The organism is Asticcacaulis sp. DW145, assembly GCF_037101385.1.
GTDB classification, from domain to species: domain Bacteria; phylum Pseudomonadota; class Alphaproteobacteria; order Caulobacterales; family Caulobacteraceae; genus Asticcacaulis; species Asticcacaulis currens.
On the sequence record NZ_AP029025.1, the window covers coordinates 624,412 to 641,567 of the forward strand.

The following is a 17,156-nucleotide window of genomic DNA, read 5'->3' on the forward strand; positions in this document are numbered from 1 at the left end:
CACAGGTTTGCGCCTGACCTATCAAACCACAGATTACACAGATTTCACAGATTATCCGTGTCTGCGTAACGCATAGGCGCGTAGCGCCAATCTGTGTCAATCTGTGAAATTTGTGGTTCAAAATCTTTCGGCGCGCAGCGCCCCTCACTCGCGCAGGCCGCACAAAGGTCAGGGCCCTGCGGGCCGGGCAGTTCAACGGCTCTTTTTCGTGGCCAACGCTTTATAGGTTTAGCCGTTCACCCTGTATCCAGCGGGAAGAGATCAGGCCACAACAGGTTGAGGTCCGCGCGGCTAAACTGCTTGAGCCCTTTCAGGATCGTCTCCCGCGTCTCGCCCCTGGCATAAAAGGCGCTGAGCCGGTCACCGTGGATGATTTCCACATCCTCATCATGGATCAGACCGAAATCGTGGTACGCCAGCAAGGCATCTTGCGGTCGGGGGATGGCCACTGTGTTCAGGACGCGCTCACGCAAGGCCGTCTCCTGCGGCGTCAGGGGCCGCGAAGGCGGCTTGCGCGGCTTTGGCATCCGAAGTTCGCGTTTAGCCTCCGCCGGCGGTACGGACGCGGGCTGAGGTTTGGCTTCGGGATGTGGCTCGGTCCGGGCGCGCGTGGCGGCCCTCATCCGTTCAATCTGCGCCTTGAGTTCACCAACGGGATCGCGGTCCAGCCAGTGGCCGGGCTCGTCGGGCGTATTTTTCAGCTTTTGATTGTCAACGGCGGCGATGGGGTGCCTATGGGCCTGCGCCTCGGACGCGTCGCAGCGGGCATAGAGGCGCTCGATCATCAGCGCCGTGCGGATACCCTTGGCGACTTCGTCCGGCGTTTCGGGTGCGTCCATCGCGGTCAGCGCCCTCAGCATCCGGTCCGCATAGGCACGCAAATGTGCGCGCCGCTGTTCCGGGGTCAAAGGGGCTGCCATGTCCGTCGTCTCGGTCATGCGCCCAAGGGTAACCGCGCTTTTTCCGGTGGGGATAGATTTCGCGCCCCTAAACCGGATGCAGGGGCTGTGCCCCTGCCCGCCGGAGGCTCTTGGTTTGCCACGAAATCGCATAATCGCCCTTGCGGTGACGGGGCTTTTCGTCTAAGGCACCCGCTCTTCGTCTTCGGACGGAGTTAAATCCGTGGAAGGGGCGACCCGCACCACGGCTCACAACGTCCCAAAAGATCGGGACTTTATGGAGATATCCAATGGCTAAGAAAATCCTGGGCTACATCAAGCTCCAGGTGAAGGCCGGCTCTGCCACGCCTTCGCCCCCCATCGGCCCGGCTCTGGGTCAGCGCGGCGTCAACATCATGGGTTTCTGTAAGGAATTCAACGCCCGCACCGAAAACGTCGAAAAAGGCACGCCGCTCCCGACCATCATCACGGTCTATCAGGACAAGTCGTTCACCTTCGTCACCAAGACGCCGCCGGCCACCTTCTTCATCAAGCAGACGCTTGGTCTGAAGTCGGGTTCGCAAAAGCCCGGCCGTGACTCGGCGGGTTCGATCACCCGTCAGCAGCTGAAGGACATCGCTGAGAAGAAGATGAAGGATCTTTCGGCTCACGACATCGACGCCGCCGCCAAGATCATCGAGGGCTCGGCCCGTTCGATGGGTCTGAAGATCGTCGATTAAGGGGAATTCTGATGACCAAGATTGCAAAGCGCATTCAGGCCTGGAACGTCGAGGCCGACAAGCTGCACAACCTGACCGACGCTCTGGGCGTTGTGAAGGCCAATGCCAAGGCCAAGTTCGACGAGTCGGTCGAAATCGCCGTCAACCTGGGCGTTGACCCGCGTCACGCCGACCAGCAGGTCCGTGGCGTCGTTCAACTGCCGTCGGGCACGGGTAAGGACGTCCGCGTCGCCGTGTTCGCCAAGGACAAGAAGGCCGAGGAAGCTCTGGCCGCCGGTGCCGAAGTCGTGGGTGCCGAAGACCTGGTCGAAAAGATTCAGGGCGGCTTCATGGACTTTGACCGCGTTATCGCGTCTCCGGACATGATGGCTCTGGTCGGTCGCCTCGGTAAGGTGCTGGGCCCGCGCGGCCTGATGCCGAACCCGAAGGTCGGCACCGTGACCCCGAACGTCGCTCAGGCCGTCAAGGACGCCAAGTCGGGTGCCGTCGAATTCCGCGTCGAAAAGGCCGGTATCGTGCACGCCGGCATCGGCAAGACCTCGTTCACGGTCGAGCAGCTCGAAGCCAATGCCAAGGCTCTGGTGGACGCCCTCGTGAAGGCTCGTCCGTCGGGTGCCAAGGGTCTCTATGTGAAGAAGATCTCGCTGTCTTCGACCATGGGCCCAGGCGTGAAGGTCGATACCTCTTCCGCGCTCTAAATCGCGCTGACGGGCTGCAAACCCTCATCTGCTTGCGATACGGTGCTCACGTACTGAAGTACGCTGCGCTCCGTTTCTCATCAGCTAACGGTTTTCGCCACGCCATCCCGATTTAATGATTTTAAAAAGCCGCTCCGGCAACGGGGCGGCTTTTTTGCGTCTGGCTTCAGGCCGCCACGAGCGTCGGTAAGCCGCTATGGAAGCGGAACTCCGGGTCGGGGTCGTGGATCAGGGCCTGTTCCACCGGGCGGATGGCGTCGATGCGCGCCGCAATGTCGTCGGCGTCGCCATAGAGGTGCGCCAGTTTGAGATAGTTGCGGAAATGGCGGCCCTCGCTGTCGAGCAGGCCCTTATAGAACTTGCCCAATTCGTCATCGAGATATGGATAGAGCGCCGCGAAGCGCTCGCACGAACGCGCCTCGATAAAGGCTGAGATGACCAGAATATCGGTCATCATGCCGGGTTCCGTTCGCCGGACCATGGTGCGCAGCCCGGAGGCGTAACGTGCCGCTGACAGCGGGCGCAGGGCGATGCCGCGCTTCCTGATCAGCTTCATCACCTGTTCGTGGTGGACCAGCTCCTCGCGCGCCAGCCGGCTCATGGCGTCCACCAACTCGGCATGGGTCTGATACTTGGCCATCAGGTTGATGGCGTTGGAAGCCGCCTTGTACTCGCACGCCTTGTGATCGAGCAGGAGAATGTCCTGATGAGCCAGGGCGGCTTCAATCCATTCGGGCGGTGTCGCAGAGCCCAGAAAGGCCAGTATGTCGTCAAGATCGGTACGCATAGCCTGCCTCTGCCAAATCTGGTGACGGCGCGCAAGCTACAGCCGGCGCTAAACGCTGAAAGGTCTGGCGGTAGGCCGTGGGCGTGGTCGAAAGCTGTTCCCGGAAATGGTGGCGGAAGTTGGCGGCGCTGCCGAAACCGCAGGTGTGAGCGATCAGGTCGATACTGTCCGTCGTGGCCTCCAGAAGGTCGCGTGCGGTTTGCAAGCGAACCTGCATCAGCCATTTGGCGGGCGTTGTCCCCGTGGCTTCTTCGAAACGGCGCAGGAAGGTGCGTTCACTCATACCCGCCCGGCGGGCCAGTTGCGCCACCGTGTGCGGCTGATCCAGGCATTCGCGCAGGTAGTCGAGCAGGGGCCCCAGCCGGTTGCGTTCATATTCGATGGGGACGGACCTCTGGATATACTGTGCCTGACCGCCGTCGCGGTGTGGTGGCACCACGAGGCGTCGGGCGACCTTGTTGGCGGCTTCCGGGCCGAAATCGCGGCGGATGACGTGCAGGCACAGGTCGATCCCGGCGGCACTCCCGGCCGAGGTCAGGATCTGCCCCTCGTCGATATACAGAACGTCCGGCACCAGCTCGACCTCCGGCCAGTGGCATTTGACGTGCTCAACGTACTTCCAGTGGGTCGTGGCGCGCCGTCCTTTGAGCAGCCCGGCGGCGGCCAGCACAAAGGCCCCGGAGCAGATGGTGACGATGCGGGCCCCGCGCGCATAGGCGCGCTGGATCAGGGCCACCAGATCATTGGAAATGGGCTTGTCCAGCGGCCAGCCGGGGATGATCAGCGTGCCCGCGGTGTCCAGCCACGGGCGCGGCCCTGTGGCCGCGAGTGAGAGGCCCGCCGTCGTGCGGCAGGGACCGTCTTCGACATTGACCACCTGAAAGCGATACCAGTCCGGCCCCATTTCCGGGCGTTCCAGACCGAACAGCTCAACAGCGATCGAAAACTCAAACAAGGGCATCCCGTCGAAGGCTAGGGCGCAGACATCGTGATTGAGCAGGGTCTTTGGCATGATTTTATCTTTCGGGCCAATATCTGCCAAAAGCCATAGCGCCGAACCGCGGCCAACGCAATAAATGTCAGGGGCCTCTTGCTTTTGCGGCGACTTACGGGTAAGGGACCCGCCTCGGTGTGGGAATTTCGGTTTCCCTCCGTTCTGTCCGAGACCTTCGTGGGAGCAGGGGCCGCCTGTTCCATAAGTTTCCGGTAGCCGCCGGAACCCGAATATAGACGGGACGCGAAACGCCTCTAGGATTTCATGCCTGCCTTAAGGGCAGCGTGGTCTGGTTGCCTTTGCCTCTCATCATGGACAGTGACTTTGCCGTTCCGGGTAACCGGGACGTTTAAGTCGTTTCACCTTTGCGGGATTGTCCCGCAAAGCAATCCTCAATTGGAGGCCACAATGGACCGCGCTAAAAAAGCCGAATCGATTGAAGAGCTCAAGAGCGTCTTCGCCGAATCCGGCTCCGTGGTTGTTGCCCAGTATTCGGGCATGACCTTTGTGGAAATGGCTGATCTGCGTCTGCGTCTTCGTAAGGAAGGCGCGGTTCTCAGAGTGTTCAAGAACCGTCTGGCTCAGAAGGCTCTGGCTGGCGCTGCGGGTGAAAAGGGCGATGCCCTATTCAAGTTCCCGACCGTGCTCGCCTACGCCAATGATCCGGTGACGGCCGCGAAAATCGCCGCCCAGTACGCCAAAGAGAATGACAAGTTCAAGATCGTTGGCGGCATCATGGAAGGGACGACCGTCCTCGACGCCAATGGCGTCAAGGCTCTGGCCACCCTGCCGTCGCTGGACGAACTGCGTGGCAAGCTCATCGGTCTGCTTCAGGCCCCGGCGACCAAGGTTGCTGGCGTGCTTCAGGCGCCTGCCGGCCAACTGGCTCGCGTTTTCAACGCTTACGCGACCAAAGAAAACGCCTAACAGCTCATTCCCCAACCCCTCTCATCCTTAAGGAAATACCATGTCTAAACTCGAACAACTGGTCGCCGACCTGTCCGCCCTGACCGTTCTGGAAGCTGCTGAACTGTCGAAGCTCCTCGAAGACAAGTGGGGCGTCTCCGCCGCCGCTCCGGTCGCCGTCGCTGCCGTCGCCGGTGGCGCTGCTGCCGCTCCGGCTGAAGCCGTCGAAGAGCAAACCGAATTCACCGTCGTCCTGGTTGACGGCGGCGACAAGAAGATCAACGTGATCAAGGAAATCCGCGGCATCCGTTCGGAGCTCGGCCTGAAGGAAGCCAAGGACCTCGTCGAAGGCGCTCCGCAGACCGTCAAGGAAAACGTTTCGAAGCAAGAAGCGGCTGACATCAAGAAGAAGCTGGAAGACGCCGGCGCCAAGGTCGAAGTTAAGTAATTTCGACTGTCTTCGGAAAGTCAAAACAGCGCATTCCGAAAAGTGTGTAGCGGTTTTCGGACCTAAATGCGCGACAAACGAAACAGAAAGCTCGGATCGCAAGGTCCGGGCTTTTTGCATCTGGGTCGTTATGATTTCTGTTAGAAACATAATGATCCAGATTTTGTTTAGTCCGCTCTATAACTCCGGGGTGGCCTTGCGTTTGCGGCGCGGCTGGATGGTCTTGCCGAGGTGACGGCTATAGACCTGCGTAAATTCGGCACCGAAAAAGAAGATCTGGGTCGAATAGTAGATCCATACGAGAAGCACGATCAGCGACCCGGCGGCCCCATAGGCCGAGGACATGGCGCTTTGCCCCAGATACAGGCCGATCAGTTGCTTGCCGAAACTGAACAGTATGGCGGTGATGGCCGCGCCGACCCATACATCGCTCCATTCGATGCGCGCATCGGGCAGGATTTTGAAGGTCATGGCAAACAGGAAGGTCACCACCCCGAACGACAGGATCAGATTGATCAGACCCATGACGGGGGCGGGGATGTAGGGCGAAATGAACGCGCTGAAGGCCGCCAGCCCCGCCGACACCACCAGCGAGATCAGCAACAGGAAGCCGATGCCGACGACCAGCGCAAACGACAGCAGGCGTTTCTGAATAAACACCTTCCAGTGCAGGCGCGGCGGCTCGACATTCCAGATATCGTTCATCGCCTCCTGAAGCTGAGCAAAGAAGCCCGTGGCCGAAATGATAAGGGTTATAAAGCCTATGACAGTGGCCACCAGTCCCTGACGCGGGTTGAAGGCCCCGCTCAGCATGGTCTGCACGGCGCTGGCCCCCTGATCGCCGATCAGGGCGCTCAGTTCGGCCATCATATAGCCGTTGACGGCCTCGCGCCCGAAGGCGATGCCCGCTATGCCGGTGACGATCAGCAGCAGCGGCCCGATAGACAGGATGCTGTAAAAGGCCAGCGCCGCCCCCAAGCGCGGGGCCTTGTCCTCATTCCATTCGTGCAGGGCTTCCAGCAGCATACGCCCCAGCAGGCTGAGGGTCAGGGGCGGGCGGGCAGGGGAAGGGCGGGGTTCGGTCATAGGCCTGTCAACACGCAAAAACGCCGGAAAAAGATCAATCCTTTTCCGGCGTGTCTGACTAAACTCGGTATCGGTTCCTTATACCCGCAGCCGAAGATGCGGATCGCATCTGGTCGGACTATTTCAGGTCCGACAGCGCGTTGAAGTCGTAGCTGTTCATGGCCGAGGCCTCACCGCTGCTGTAGCTGGCGGGAGCGGTTTGCGCCACCGGTGCGGCCGCAGGCTGGGCCGGGCGGCTTTGCAGGCAGCGGCCCTGGAAGAAGGCACCGATGTCGATGGACAGGGTTTCGTGCGTGATGTCGCCTTCGACATAGGCCGAAGAATAGAGTTTCACGGCCTTGCCTGCGATGCTGCCGACGACGCGGCCGCGCACTTCGATGGTTTCGGCTTCGACATCGCCTTCGATATTGCCGGCTTCACCGACGATCAGATGGGCGACCTTCACATTGCCACGCACATTGCCATCGACCTGAAGATCCGCCGTGCCGTTGATATTGCCTTCGATACGCAGATGCGCCGCCAGAAGCGACGGAGCACCGCGCGAAACCGTGGGCGCAACCGGAGCCGGGGTCGGGGCGGGGGCGCCTGACGTTTTCATATTGACCGTGGACATGTCCAGCGGCGGGGGGGTGTTGGCCTTGACCGGCGCGCGACTGGCGTCGGACTGAGGGCGGACGGGTTTGCTAGTTTTGTTGAACATAGTCTCCAGCCTTTACGAAGCGCGCAGGGTTTTGAGGACGGCCATTGAGCCAGACCTCATAGTGAAGGTGAACACCGGTGGAGCGGCCCGTGGAGCCCATCGCGCCCACCCGCTGACCGACGCCGACGCGCTGACCGGGGCGCACGGCAAAGGACTGCATGTGGGCGTAACGGGTCTTGAAGCCGTTACCGTGGTCGATTTCGACGCAGTTGCCATACCCGTTGCGCACCCCGGCAAAGGAAACGATGCCGGGCGCCGTGGCATGGATCGGCGTCAGGAAGGGACCAGCAAAATCCAGGCCAGTGTGTGTTTTGGGTCTGTGCGTAAAGGGATCGAAGCGCACGCCAAAGCCGGAGGTCGTGCGCGTATTGAAGGTCGGCCGCGAGAACGGCAGCACGCGCGAGGATTTTTCGAGGCCGCGCATATCCGACAGGTTCAGAGCCGCACTGCGGATACGCTCGGCAAAGCCCTGATCCACATCGAGAAACGTCGCCAGTTCCTTGGCATCGCGGGTTTCCAGAAGCGCGCTTGAGCCCGAACCGGCATAGCTTTGCGGATTGAGGCCCGCCAGACGGAAGGCCAGTCTCAAGCGCTCGGCGCGCGACTTGGCGAATGTCTCAGCTTTGGACACCATGCGTTCCTGTTCGGCACGCACCGCATAGATGCGCTCGACCGGCGGCATGGACGGATCGATACGTGCCGGAGCCAGAGCCGGAGCGGCACCCGGTACGCCCTTGAAATCCTGAAGAATTTGAACAAGCGCGCTGTGGCGCTTTTCGACCGTCTGCGCCAGTTGCTCCAGAGAACCGGAAGAGGCCGCGCTCTGCTTCATCAGCACATCGAGGCGCGCCTGACGGTCGGCGACGAGGCGCTCGGACTGAGCGCGCGCCATCATGATCTGCTTTTCCGCACCGTTGCCGCCGGAAATGGCCATGAAGAACACGGCCCCTGTACTCATGGCCAGCCAGGTCAGTCCAATAGTGGCGAGGACCGCGAAGCCGAATTGTTTACCGGTGCTGAGAATATAACCGTGGGTTTCATCGCCACTGCGGATGTAAAGATGCCGCTCCGGAAAGGTTTGTTCCAGAGCGCCCCTCAGGCGTTGAAAGCTTTTCTTAGGCATCACACCCGCGCCCTTCCACTTGATTTTAATTATGGCTTAACCAAACGCGCTTTGGCAAGCCTTAATCGAATCGCCGGATGATGCGCCGCACACATACCCAATAGTTCTTTTGGAAACAGAAGGTTAGTGGTGGTGATCACAGGCGGTTTGTCCCGTTTTGAGAGAGTCAAAATCGCCTGTTTCAAGAAAAGTGCCGCGTAACGCGGTTATTGTGAATATATTGTGTCAATAGGGAATTCGCGAGGTCAGGCCGATTTTGCGCGCAGTGTGTCCAGAACGGCCTCGACGTGCCCTTTGATGCGAACCTTGCGCCAGGCGGCCTGTACCACGCCATGCGGGTCGATCAGCCAGGTCGAACGGTCGGTACCCATATAGGTTTTGCCGTACATCGACTTTTCAACCCATGCCCCCAGTGCGTCGATAAGGCCCGGCGTGGTGTCCGAAAGCAGGACAGGAGTCAGGGCGTGTTTCGTTTTGAAGCGGGCATGGCTGTTGAGATCATCCTTCGACAGGCCGATCACCTGGGCGCCCAGTGCCTCGAACTGCGGTACGGCAGCGGTGAAGTCGATGGCTTCCTGCGTACAGGTCGGCGTGTTGTCGGCGGGATAAACGAACAGCACCGTCCAGCGGCCCTTCAGGCTGTCGGGCGTCCAATTCTGACCGTCGTCAGCGGGCAGGTCGAAGGCCGGGAGCGGGAAGGGGGCGAAGCCCGCATCCGTGGGGTTTTCACGACCTGCCTTTTTTGCCAAATTTTTTGCCATGACAATGCCTTCGGTTGATCTTATGAGAAAAGGTGCGCCCGATTTCGGGCGGCTTTTGTGTTTTCGTTTTGTGGTACGCCCGGCGCGTGCGTTCGGATCTTCGTGAATAGCCTGATCACCAAGCTCAGACAACACTGGAGGCTCAGTCTGGCGGGCGTCGGCCTGCTGGCCGCGCTGGTTTTTGTCGGCTGCCTGTCGCAAGGACCGATACGCGTCGATGGTCTGCGCTTTCTGATCGTGTCGCGGCTGGAACGCACCATCCCGGGGGCTGAAGCCAGTCTCAAACATCTGGACCTTGTGTGGTTCCACGACTCCAATGCTCTGGGGCTGCGCTTCGACGATCTGCTGCTGAAGGACAAGGCGGGCCGCACGGTGGCCTCCGCTGACCAGATGGAGGCGGCGCTGGCGCTCGACAGCCTGTTGTGGCTGCATATGGCCCCGGCACGGCTGACGGCAGATAATTTCTTCGTCGCCCTGTCGGCCTCACCCAATGGTCGTATCGAACTGGGGTATGAGGCCAAGGGCGATCCGGAGGCCTTTGCCGTGGAACGCGTCTTCTACGATCTGACCGGCAAGGAGACTCTGGGCCGTCCGATGAGTTTCACCCGGCAGGTGCATCTGACCGATGGCACACTGGCCTTCCGTCAGGTGGGGACGCCCCTCGACTGGCGCGCCCACGTGGCCCGTATTGATTTTTCCAAGCGTGATCAGCAGATACGCTCGCAAATCGGACTGGCGGTCGAAAGTCAGGGACGCAAGGCCTCTCTGGCCCTGACGGCGCAGGCCCAGACGGGCCTGCGTACCGCGGAGCTTGAGGCCGAAATCCGCGACCTCATCCCGTCGCAGATATTCCCGTCTTCGGGGTCTTTAAAAAGCCTGTCCCACTTCCGGGCGGCGATCAACGGGCGTGGGACTCTGAAATATGCCGCCCGCACCGGGCTTCAGAGCGCCTTTCTCGATATTTCGGCCGGCAAGGGCAGCTATGATTTCGGCAAGTCGGCGCAGAATTTTGACTCCTTAAGCCTCAAAGCGGATTATCTGCCCAAAACCCGCACCGTGCGCTTCACCACCTTCCGGCTCAATTCGCGTTATCTCGATACGGACCTGTCGGGTCGCGTCTTCATGACGCCCGAAGACCCCAAACGCGACCGCAAGATGGCGGTGCATTTCGACTTTGCGGGACCGCGCGTCACCGGGCAACTGGCCGATGACTTCCCGGCTCAGACCCTTACCGAGGTGCACTTCAAAGGCACCTATACGCCGGATCTGCGTCAGCTCGATATCGAGTCGGGTAAGGCGCTGCTGGTGGATGCGCCCCTGACCACCAAGGGGCGGCTCTATACGGACGATCAGGGGCAGTTGGGGGCCGATCTGACGGCGCGTATCGACGGCGATTTCCGCAAGGAGGTGGTGTTCGCCTTCTGGCCTGAAAACCTGACGCCTATCACGCGCGAAGACCTGATCCGCCGCATCAAGGGCGGCACCTATTCCAATGCCGATTTCATACTCAAGGCCCCGCCGGGCCATTTCCGCGACGGGCAACTGGAAAAAGAGGATTTGCGCCTGACCTTCGGGTTCCGCGATATGGGCCTCAGCGTCGATAGCCGCCTTCAGGACGCCACCGGGCTTTACGGCACCGGGCTGTTGCAGGGGACCAGCTTTGACCTCAGTCTCAGAGGCGGGCATCTGGTCGAGGTCCCGCTGACCGGGGGCGGCGTCTCCGTGCCGCAGTTTCACAAGAGCCGCGCCCCGAAGGCCGAGACCCATATCTGGCTGACCGCGCAAAGCGGGGCGGCGCAACTGATCGAAGCCATCGACCCGCTGACCGGCGGGCATCTGCAAACAGAAGGGCTGACGCGCGATCGTCTGAGCGGCGAGGCCGAAACGCGGCTCGATATCCGCTTTCCGACTTTTGACAATCTGACGCTCAAGAATCTCGACCTGACGTTTACGGGCAAGATCCGTAATGCCGGCCTCAAACAGGCGGCGCTGGGCTGGGATATTGTCGAAGGCGACCTGACGGTGACCGGGGACTACCTCGCCAACCGGCTGGAGGTGCGCGGCCCTGCCAAACTGGGCCCCTATGCGGGGGAAATCGGCTACCGGACGCAGTTCGAGCCGACCATGCAATATATCGACTTTACGGGCAGCTTTAATGCGCGGCAGTTTGGCGGCTCCCCCACCCGGCGCGTCGCTATTCGCGGACAACTGGAGCTGTTCAACAATATCGGCAAGGGCCGCATCGAGTCCGATATCTTCAATGGCACGGTCAACTGGGATGGCCCGGAGCCGCGTCCGACGCAGGTCGTCCTGTCCGGCAATACGCTGAGCGACGGTATGAAGGGGCAGGGCCTGCCCATCTTCGGGCGTTTCCGTCCCGAAATTCCCACAGATATCCGTCTGCGCCGGTCGGGTGACGTGTGGACGGGCGAGGTGCAGGCCGAGGGCTTTTCCGGCGATCTGGCCTATATCGACAGCCAGCATCCACGACTGGTCTATAAGGCCAATATCTCGCCGGAACGCGCCCGTCTGCTGGGGCTGGGCGCCTTGCCCTATTTCAGCGAAACGCGGCCGCTGACGGTCAATATCGGGCTCGACGCGCAATCGCGCGAGGCCCGCATCCGCGTCGGCGATATCAATTCCGTTCTCGACTGGACCGACGAAGGCGACAAGCCGCCCAAGCGCACCCTGACCACCCGTCTGACGCCCGAGCAGATGTACGCGCTGGGCCTGCCGCGCGCCTGGTTCACGCCGCAGGAAACCCTGCCCGTGTTTGCCCGCTGGGAACAGGACGCGCGCGGTATAGACGGCGACGTGTTTATTGGTAATCAACAGTTGACGTTTGATCTGCCGGACAGCGACGGAGCCGCCTTCCTGTTCGGCCCGCCCAAGGCGTGGGCGCGCATCGGGGGGACAGTGGACCGCGCGTTTCTGGGGCGGCTCGGCTATGTCAGCCACAGCCTTGAACTGGACGGTAAGGTCGGGTTCGAGCTGAACCTCTATCAGACGGAAAACCGCACGGCGAACGCCCTTTCGCCGGCACAGATTTCGGCCGCCGTGCTGGACATCGACGCCACGCCGACGCGGCTGCAACTGGCACGCAGCGACTGGGTCAAGCCGGTGGGAGAGGCGGCCAGATTGTCGATCAGCTTCGATGAACGCCAGGGCGGCGGCCTCGACATGCCGCGTATCCGCGCCACGGGCGAGCGTCTGGATATTGATGGACGTGCGGCGATCAAGGAGTCTGGCGAAGTCGATTATGTCGATTTTTCAAAGTTTTATTTGAAAGATTTTGCCGATCTCAACGGCCGCCTGTCGCCCGCTGATGCCTCTGGCGTTCAGACCCTGACCCTTCGCGGCAAGCGGTTGGATGTCCGGCCGTGGTTCAATCCGCCGCGCACCCAGCCGACGGTTACCGACACGCGCCCGGTGGCTACGGTGGACCTGCCGCACCCGCCCGTGAAAACGGATGGGACGGCGCTGCGCCTTGAGCGCCCCATCCGCCTGATCGTCGATATCAGCGCGGTACGCACCGCTCAGGATGGGGTCTTCAGCGAGGTCGAACTGAAGGCCGGATGGGACGGACGCAACCTGATCTCTGGCGAAGGTTCGGCCCTGACGCGTATGGGCTCTCTGGTGACGCTCGATTTCCGGCCGCAGACCGACTACACGGCCTTCACCTTCGAAGCCGACGACCTTGGCGATCTTGTGGCGACCGCACTTGGCGACAAGCGCCTGTCGGGTGGCGATGCCGTCATCGAAGGCGTCTATCGCAACGGGCAGATCGACGCCACGCTGAAAGGCGAAGACATCCGCGTCAAGCAGATACCGGCCTTGGGTCAAGTGTTGACTCTGGCCTCCCTGCGCGGTCTGTCCGATACCCTTTCGGGCGGCGGTATCAAGTTTGATGACTATGAATTCCCCATCCGCTATCGCGACAACTACCTGTTTATCCGCAACGGCTGGGCGAAGGGCGATGCGCTGCGCATCAATGTCTGGGGGGCGCAGGATTTCAGCAAGCAGACCATGGACTATCACGGTACCCTGATCCCGGCCTACGGCGTCAACGCGGCCTTTGCCGGTATCCCGCTGATCGGGGACGCCCTGACCTCCAACCGCGGCGAAGGCGTGCTGGGTCTCAAATATCGCCTCAAGGGCCGCTTCGGCACACCGCAGGCCGAGATCAACCCCTTCTCGCTGGTCCTGCCGGGCTTCTTGCGTCGTATCCTCGATGAGAAACGCGAAGACCCGTTGCCGCCGGTCGATGTGACCTCACCGCGCAAGAGTTAAGTTGGAAAGGCTCAGGATTTGTGGGGTCGCAGACCCCACACCCCGTCATAGGGAGCCAAAGGAAAGGCCGGAGCGTGAACTCCGGCCTTTCAACGCTTTGGCGAAGTATCTCCCCTGATTTCAGGGGAGGTGGATTTTTGTCTGAAAGACAAAAAGACGGTGGGGTTAATTACCTATCCATACCCCCCTCCGCCGATTCCGGCGGTCTCCCCCCTGATATCAGGGGGGAAGCTAACGCTTAAACCGGCTTGACCAGCACGATCTTCTTCTTGCCCTGAGCGACCTTGATCACCCCATCAGCATTGAGATCGGCCAGGGTCACGGCCTGATTGCCATCGGTGATGGCCGTGTCATTGACGCGCAGGCCGCCGCCCTGAGCCAGACGACGCGCTTCGCCGTTCGATTGGGTCAGACCGATTTTCGTTGTCAGGGCCGCGAGCATGATCCCGGCCTCAAGTTCGGCGCGGGCCACCTCGACCGTGGGGAGGTCAGCGGACAAGACGCCCTGTTCAAAGGCCTTTTGCGCCGTGTCGCGGGCCGTGGCGGCCGCCGCTTCGCCGTGCACCAGACGCGTGGCCGCGTCGGCGAGAATCTTCTTCGCCTCGTTGATCTCCGCCCCTTGCAGGGCTTCGAGGCGGCGAATCTCGTCCATCGGCAGGTCGGTGAACAGGCGCATGAACTTGCCGACATCGGCGTCTTCGGTGTTGCGCCAGTATTGCCAGTAGTCATAGGGCGACAACGCGTCGGCATTGAGCCACACGGCACCGCCGACCGTCTTGCCCATCTTGGCACCCGACGCGGTGGTCAAAAGCGGCGTGGTCAGGCCAAAGGCGGCTTTCTGGTTCAGGCGGCGCGTCAGTTCGACGCCATTGACGATATTACCCCACTGATCCGAACCGCCCATTTGCAGGACGCAGTTATAGGTGCTGTTCAGTTCGCGGAAATCGACCGCCTGCATCAGCATGTAGTTGAATTCGAGGAAGGTCATCGGCTGTTCACGCTCAAGGCGCAGCTTGACCGAGTCGAAGGTCAGCATACGGTTGATGGTGAAGTGGGTGCCGAAGGTGCGCAGAAATTCGATATAGCCAAAGCCCGACAGCCAGTCGTCATTATTGACCATGAGGGCGTCGGTCGCGCCATCCCCGAAGGTCAGGAAGCTGTTGAACACCGACTTGATGCCGTTCATGTTCGACTGAATCTGTTCGTCGGTCAGAAGCGGGCGCTGGGTGTCCTTGAAGGTCGGGTCGCCGACCTTGGTCGTGCCGCCGCCCATCAGGACGATCGGCTTGTTGCCCGTCTTTTGCAGCCAGTAGAGCAGCATGATCTGCACCAGATGCCCGGCGTGCAACGACGAAGCCGTGGCATCATAGCCGATATAGCCCGTGATCGGTCCGGCAGAAGCCAGCGTATCGAGGGCTTCCGCGTCCGTGCACTGGTGGATGAAACCGCGCTCCGAGAGGACGTTGAGGAAATCGGATTTGAAGGAGGTCATGTCTCTAACGATGTTGCTGTCACGCGGGTTTGCGTGCAAGTTGCGTCTAACACGTAGCCCCCGCTTTTCCATAGGCTTTTCGCATGAAAATCATCGGCTTTATGACCGGCACCTCGCTCGACGGCATCGACATGGCGGTGCTGGAAACCGACGGCGAGGCTAAGCTGAGCTTCGGGCCATTTGCCGAAAAGCCCATGTCCGTTGAGGTCCGCGCGGTTCTGGAGGCCGCCACAAAGGACGCGCTCAACTGGCCACGCGGTGCGGCAGAACCGGACAGTTTCGCAAAGGCGCGGCGCGTGATCGCCGACTATCATCTTCAGTCTCTGGGGCAGTTTTTAAGCGAAAACGATCTGAATGTGCAGGATTTTGACGCTCTGGGGGTGCATGGGCAAACCGTGCTGCACGAACGCCCGAAGGACGGCGTGCCGGGGCGGACCGTGCAACTCTTCGACGGTGACTATATGGCCGAAAAAACCGGCCTGACCGTCGTCTGCGACTTCCGTCGCGCCGATATTGAAGCGGGCGGTGAGGCGGCCCCGCTGGCGCCCGTCTATCACAGCGCGCTGGCGCACAAGGCCGGTCTGGAATTACCCGTACTTGTTGTCAATCTGGGGGGCGTGGCCAATATCACCGTGATTGCGCCCGATGGTCTGACGGCGCTCGACACCGGCCCGGCCAGCGGCCTGATGGATCAGTGGATGCGGCAACACACCGGCCAATGGTTCGATGAAGATGGCGCGGTGGCGGCAAAAGGCCGGGCAGATATGGCGATCGTCGCCGATTATCTGTGCCACCCTTATTTCGCAGCCCCGGCACCCAAGTCATTGGACCGATACGATTTTACGCTGGAGCGTGTGCGCCACCTCAGCCACGCCGACGGTATGGCAACGCTGATGGCTTTTACGGTCGAAAGCCTGCGCCATGAGATCGTGCGCGCGGGCGTAACCCCTTCGGCCATCGTCCTGTGTGGCGGCGGCCGCAACAATCGCCAACTGGTCAAGGTGTTGCGTGAGCGTCTGGCCGACATCGCGCCCGTGCGTATCGCCGAAGACCTCGGCTGGCGCGGCGGGGCAATCGAAGCCGAGGCCTTTGCCTATATGGCCGCGCGGTCGCTGAAAGGGCTGCCGATTTCCTTCCCCGGCACCACGGGAGTGAAGTCGCCGCTGACCGGTGGGGTCATCTATCGCCCCGAAAGCGCGCGCCGCAGCGCCTGAATGTTCTCCACAGATGGCCACAGATGCGGCCCGCAAGGCGGGCCTTTCACAGATTTAGAGCTGTATTTAAGACTTTGGCCACTTACTCAGGCCATCTGTGTGACCGCCTTTTGGCGGTCATCTGTGTCATCTGTTGTAAAACAAAATTGGCCACAGGACTTTGGTTTTGCCATTAAAAAAGGACGCTGAAGCGTCCTTTAAACCCTACTCAAGCTCACCGGCCAGACGACGATCGAGGTAACCGCCGACGCGGCCTTCGATTTCCGGCAGGTGTTCGGTCCAGAAGTGGCCCGCGCCGTCCACGACTTCGTGGGCAATGGTGATGCCCTTTTGCGTGCGCAGCTTGGCCACGACGCGCTCGACTTCGGTCGGCGGCACCACCGAATCGGCTGAGCCATTGATGAACAGGCCTGAGGCCGGGCAGGGGGCCAGGAAGCTGAAATCATAGGCATTGGCCGGCGGCGATACCGAGATGAAGCCGTCGGTTTCCGGGCGGCGCATCAGCAACTGCATACCGATATAGGCGCCGAAATTATAGCCCGCGACCCAGAATTGCGAGGCGGTCGGGTTCTTGGCCTGAAGCCAGTCGAGCGCGGTCGCCGCATCGGCCAGTTCACCAATGCCCGAATCGAACTCGCCCTGCGACTTGCCGACGCCGCGGAAGTTAAAGCGCAGCACCGAAAAACCGCGCGTCATAAACAGATGGAACAACTGCGCCGTCACCGGGTTGTTCATGTGCCCGCCGGCCTTGGGATGGGGGTGAAGGATCAGGGCAATGGGCGCGTTGTCCGTTTTTCCGGCGGTGTACCGGGCCTCAATTCGACCGGCAGCACCGGCGAGGATCACTTCAGGCATATAGAACCCTTGTTTCGTAATAAAATGTGTCATGGTGCGGCGCATAATTCTTGACTATAATAGTCAGGATTACTATGTCCCGCGCAGGGAAGACGGCGCCCCCTTATCAGGCAAGCCGTTTAGCACACTCTTTTCGGCTTTGGGCAGGTTTTTCATCGACCTGTTGCGATTTAGCCAGGGGCAG

General features: G+C 61.0%; 15 protein-coding genes. 6 read left to right on the forward strand and 9 right to left on the reverse strand.

Translation table 11 applies throughout. From position 1 onward, the window contains the following. Nucleotides 1-236: 236 nt before the first annotated feature. Nucleotides 237-920 (reverse strand): hypothetical protein, encoded by a 684-nt coding sequence (locus AACH73_RS14030; RefSeq protein WP_338736335.1) that lies wholly within the window; start codon nt 918-920, stop codon nt 237-239. 269 nt (nt 921-1,189) lie between these two features. Here AACH73_RS14030 and rplK point away from each other — a divergent pair, with 269 nt between their 5' ends. Then, nucleotides 1,190-1,618 carry a 50S ribosomal protein L11 gene (rplK, locus tag AACH73_RS14035; protein WP_272741709.1) on the forward strand — a complete coding sequence of 143 codons (429 nt, stop codon included), beginning with the start codon at nt 1,190-1,192 and terminating at the stop codon, nt 1,616-1,618. Nucleotides 1,619-1,629: 11 nt separating this feature from the next. Continuing rightward, nucleotides 1,630-2,316, forward strand: a complete 687-nt coding sequence (rplA, locus tag AACH73_RS14040) for a 50S ribosomal protein L1 (protein ID WP_126423912.1) — start codon at nt 1,630-1,632, stop codon at nt 2,314-2,316. Nucleotides 2,317-2,482: 166 nt separating this feature from the next. Here the strand turns inward: rplA and AACH73_RS14045 are convergent, their stop codons facing one another. Together AACH73_RS14045 and ftrA are read right to left on the reverse strand one after the other, a co-directional pair. Next, on the reverse strand, nt 2,483-3,103 hold the full coding sequence (locus AACH73_RS14045; protein ID WP_272741710.1) for a tRNA-(ms[2]io[6]A)-hydroxylase: 621 nt from the start codon (nt 3,101-3,103) through the stop codon (nt 2,483-2,485). Then, nucleotides 3,087-4,115: a transcriptional regulator FtrA gene (gene ftrA / locus AACH73_RS14050; RefSeq protein ID WP_272741711.1), complete on the reverse strand. Its 1,029-nt coding sequence runs from the start codon at nt 4,113-4,115 to the stop codon at nt 3,087-3,089. Before ftrA ends, AACH73_RS14045 begins: the two co-directional genes overlap by 17 nt. Before the next feature lie 390 nt (nt 4,116-4,505). Between ftrA and rplJ the strand changes: the two genes are divergently transcribed. Next, nucleotides 4,506-5,024, forward strand: coding sequence for a 50S ribosomal protein L10 (rplJ, locus tag AACH73_RS14055; RefSeq protein WP_272741712.1), 519 nt, complete (start codon nt 4,506-4,508; stop codon nt 5,022-5,024). Nucleotides 5,025-5,064: 40 nt separating this feature from the next. Beyond that, nucleotides 5,065-5,451 carry a 50S ribosomal protein L7/L12 gene (rplL, locus tag AACH73_RS14060; RefSeq protein WP_013480213.1) on the forward strand — a complete coding sequence of 129 codons (387 nt, stop codon included), beginning with the start codon at nt 5,065-5,067 and terminating at the stop codon, nt 5,449-5,451. A 177-nt stretch (nt 5,452-5,628) separates the two neighbouring features. On the opposite strand, the gene AACH73_RS14065 is transcribed toward rplL, so the two are convergent. From AACH73_RS14065 to AACH73_RS14080, 4 genes are all read right to left on the reverse strand, one after another. Next, on the reverse strand, nt 5,629-6,537 hold the full coding sequence (locus tag AACH73_RS14065; protein WP_272741713.1) for a YihY/virulence factor BrkB family protein: 909 nt from the start codon (nt 6,535-6,537) through the stop codon (nt 5,629-5,631). A 118-nt stretch (nt 6,538-6,655) separates the two neighbouring features. Then, on the reverse strand, nt 6,656-7,237 hold the full coding sequence (locus tag AACH73_RS14070; protein ID WP_272741714.1) for a polymer-forming cytoskeletal protein: 582 nt from the start codon (nt 7,235-7,237) through the stop codon (nt 6,656-6,658). Continuing rightward, on the reverse strand, nt 7,221-8,360 hold the full coding sequence (locus AACH73_RS14075) for a peptidoglycan DD-metalloendopeptidase family protein (protein WP_338736336.1): 1,140 nt from the start codon (nt 8,358-8,360) through the stop codon (nt 7,221-7,223). The genes AACH73_RS14070 and AACH73_RS14075 overlap by 17 nt, the downstream gene beginning before the upstream one ends. A 245-nt stretch (nt 8,361-8,605) precedes the next feature. Next, the gene (locus AACH73_RS14080; RefSeq protein ID WP_338736337.1) at nt 8,606-9,121 is read right to left on the reverse strand and encodes a peroxiredoxin; all 516 of its coding nucleotides are present in this window, start codon (nt 9,119-9,121) and stop codon (nt 8,606-8,608) included. A 102-nt stretch (nt 9,122-9,223) separates the two neighbouring features. Between AACH73_RS14080 and AACH73_RS14085 the strand changes: the two genes are divergently transcribed. Continuing rightward, nucleotides 9,224-13,411, forward strand: coding sequence for an AsmA-like C-terminal region-containing protein (locus AACH73_RS14085; protein WP_338736338.1), 4,188 nt, complete (start codon nt 9,224-9,226; stop codon nt 13,409-13,411). Between the two features lie 238 nt (nt 13,412-13,649). Here the strand turns inward: AACH73_RS14085 and tyrS are convergent, their stop codons facing one another. Continuing rightward, on the reverse strand, nt 13,650-14,903 hold the full coding sequence (gene tyrS / locus AACH73_RS14090) for a tyrosine--tRNA ligase (protein WP_272741718.1): 1,254 nt from the start codon (nt 14,901-14,903) through the stop codon (nt 13,650-13,652). Nucleotides 14,904-14,986: 83 nt separating this feature from the next. Here tyrS and AACH73_RS14095 point away from each other — a divergent pair, with 83 nt between their 5' ends. Then, nucleotides 14,987-16,117, forward strand: coding sequence for an anhydro-N-acetylmuramic acid kinase (locus AACH73_RS14095; RefSeq protein WP_338736339.1), 1,131 nt, complete (start codon nt 14,987-14,989; stop codon nt 16,115-16,117). Between the two features lie 204 nt (nt 16,118-16,321). Here the strand turns inward: AACH73_RS14095 and AACH73_RS14100 are convergent, their stop codons facing one another. Continuing rightward, nucleotides 16,322-16,972 (reverse strand): alpha/beta hydrolase, encoded by a 651-nt coding sequence (locus AACH73_RS14100; RefSeq protein WP_126423901.1) that lies wholly within the window; start codon nt 16,970-16,972, stop codon nt 16,322-16,324. Nucleotides 16,973-17,156 lie beyond the last annotated feature (184 nt).

What these genes read in the sequence shown, in the direction of transcription:
- AACH73_RS14030 (WP_338736335.1), bottom strand. Translation starts at nt 920, where the DNA reads ATGGCAGCCCCTTTGACCCCGGAACAGCGGCGCGCACATTTGCGTGCC.
- rplK (WP_272741709.1), top strand. Translation starts at nt 1,190, where the DNA reads ATGGCTAAGAAAATCCTGGGCTACATCAAGCTCCAGGTGAAGGCCGGC.
- rplA (WP_126423912.1), top strand. Translation starts at nt 1,630, where the DNA reads ATGACCAAGATTGCAAAGCGCATTCAGGCCTGGAACGTCGAGGCCGAC.
- AACH73_RS14045 (WP_272741710.1), bottom strand. Translation starts at nt 3,103, where the DNA reads ATGCGTACCGATCTTGACGACATACTGGCCTTTCTGGGCTCTGCGACA.
- ftrA (WP_272741711.1), bottom strand. Translation starts at nt 4,115, where the DNA reads ATGCCAAAGACCCTGCTCAATCACGATGTCTGCGCCCTAGCCTTCGAC.
- rplJ (WP_272741712.1), top strand. Translation starts at nt 4,506, where the DNA reads ATGGACCGCGCTAAAAAAGCCGAATCGATTGAAGAGCTCAAGAGCGTC.
- rplL (WP_013480213.1), top strand. Translation starts at nt 5,065, where the DNA reads ATGTCTAAACTCGAACAACTGGTCGCCGACCTGTCCGCCCTGACCGTT.
- AACH73_RS14065 (WP_272741713.1), bottom strand. Translation starts at nt 6,537, where the DNA reads ATGACCGAACCCCGCCCTTCCCCTGCCCGCCCGCCCCTGACCCTCAGC.
- AACH73_RS14070 (WP_272741714.1), bottom strand. Translation starts at nt 7,237, where the DNA reads ATGTTCAACAAAACTAGCAAACCCGTCCGCCCTCAGTCCGACGCCAGT.
- AACH73_RS14075 (WP_338736336.1), bottom strand. Translation starts at nt 8,360, where the DNA reads ATGCCTAAGAAAAGCTTTCAACGCCTGAGGGGCGCTCTGGAACAAACC.
- AACH73_RS14080 (WP_338736337.1), bottom strand. Translation starts at nt 9,121, where the DNA reads ATGGCAAAAAATTTGGCAAAAAAGGCAGGTCGTGAAAACCCCACGGAT.
- tyrS (WP_272741718.1), bottom strand. Translation starts at nt 14,903, where the DNA reads ATGACCTCCTTCAAATCCGATTTCCTCAACGTCCTCTCGGAGCGCGGT.
- AACH73_RS14095 (WP_338736339.1), top strand. Translation starts at nt 14,987, where the DNA reads ATGAAAATCATCGGCTTTATGACCGGCACCTCGCTCGACGGCATCGAC.
- AACH73_RS14100 (WP_126423901.1), bottom strand. Translation starts at nt 16,972, where the DNA reads ATGCCTGAAGTGATCCTCGCCGGTGCTGCCGGTCGAATTGAGGCCCGG.